Raw genomic sequence first — 299 nt, 5'->3', positions numbered from 1 at the left:
AGACTTAGAGATGCCAAGACGCTTACGATTAAATTTAGTTAATCCTCCAGAACCTACTTCAACAGGTAGTCCAGTAGATTCTAAGACTTCCTTAAGTTTCCAGCGAGTAGCATTAACGGCAGCAGCATCAGCGAGTGGTTGTTTACGCTGCTTTTCAATGGCAGCTAATAAGTCTGGTTTACCATTGAGGAAATTAATAGGCAACTCTGCACCTTTCTTTTGGTTACAGGGAACGCAACTCAAAACTAAATTAGAAACTCTATCGCTACCTCCTTTGGATTTGGGATGGAAATGGTCAA

The 299-nt window shown here is 41.1% G+C and carries 1 protein-coding gene; it reads right to left on the bottom strand.

Going from position 1 to position 299, the window contains the following annotated elements; genetic code table 11:
* The coding region (locus tag AC0QH1_RS02440; RefSeq protein WP_324629199.1) for an HNH endonuclease at window positions 1-299 on the bottom strand (299 nt) is incomplete at both ends.

Source organism: Phormidium sp. CCY1219 (genome assembly GCF_055795085.1).
The sequence above is the reverse complement of the archived record's forward strand: the minus strand, read 5'-3'. Positions and strand labels throughout refer to the sequence as shown.